The organism is Pseudomonas sp. JV245A (assembly GCF_032424515.1).
GTDB lineage: Bacteria > Pseudomonadota > Gammaproteobacteria > Pseudomonadales > Pseudomonadaceae > Aquipseudomonas > Aquipseudomonas protegens.
Genome location: NZ_VYKE01000559.1, coordinates 1 through 419, shown reverse-complemented (window position 1 = coordinate 419; position 419 = coordinate 1). Strand labels below are relative to the sequence as shown.

The window sequence follows — 419 nt, the reverse complement described above, 5'->3', positions numbered from 1 at the left end:
CGCCGAAGGAGAAGGCCCAGACCGGCCGCAGCTCCTTGACGTTATCGACGTTGAGGATATCCAGCGGGCTGTAGCGCTGGCCCTGGACGCCCAGGCCGTTGGTGACGATCTGCTGCGGGTTCTTCGGGTCCTGGAGGATCTCTTCATCGGTGACGGCGGCCAGGGCCGCGCTGGACAGCAGCATGGCGCTGAGCACCAGGCTCACGGCGAAAAAGGGACGACGTGGGGGTTGGGTCATGACGGCTACCTCGGCGGTTATTGTTGTTCCCGGGAAATTTTCCCGGTCTGCCGGGAATTCTTGGTCCCGGCCTGCCTGCCAACAATTGCCCGCAGTGCGGAGTTTTCTAGTTCCTTGGTACAGGAGCGGCCGCCGACGCCTACAAAGCCCCACCCGATCTCCCTGCCTACCGTAAAAGCTG

The 419-nt window shown here is 63.0% G+C and carries 1 pseudogene; it reads right to left on the bottom strand.

The features are described 5' to 3' along the window. Positions 1-238 (bottom strand): annotated as a pseudogene (locus F6S12_RS33015) (PQQ-dependent dehydrogenase, methanol/ethanol family); the annotation flags it as partial. Positions 239-419 lie beyond the last annotated feature (181 nt).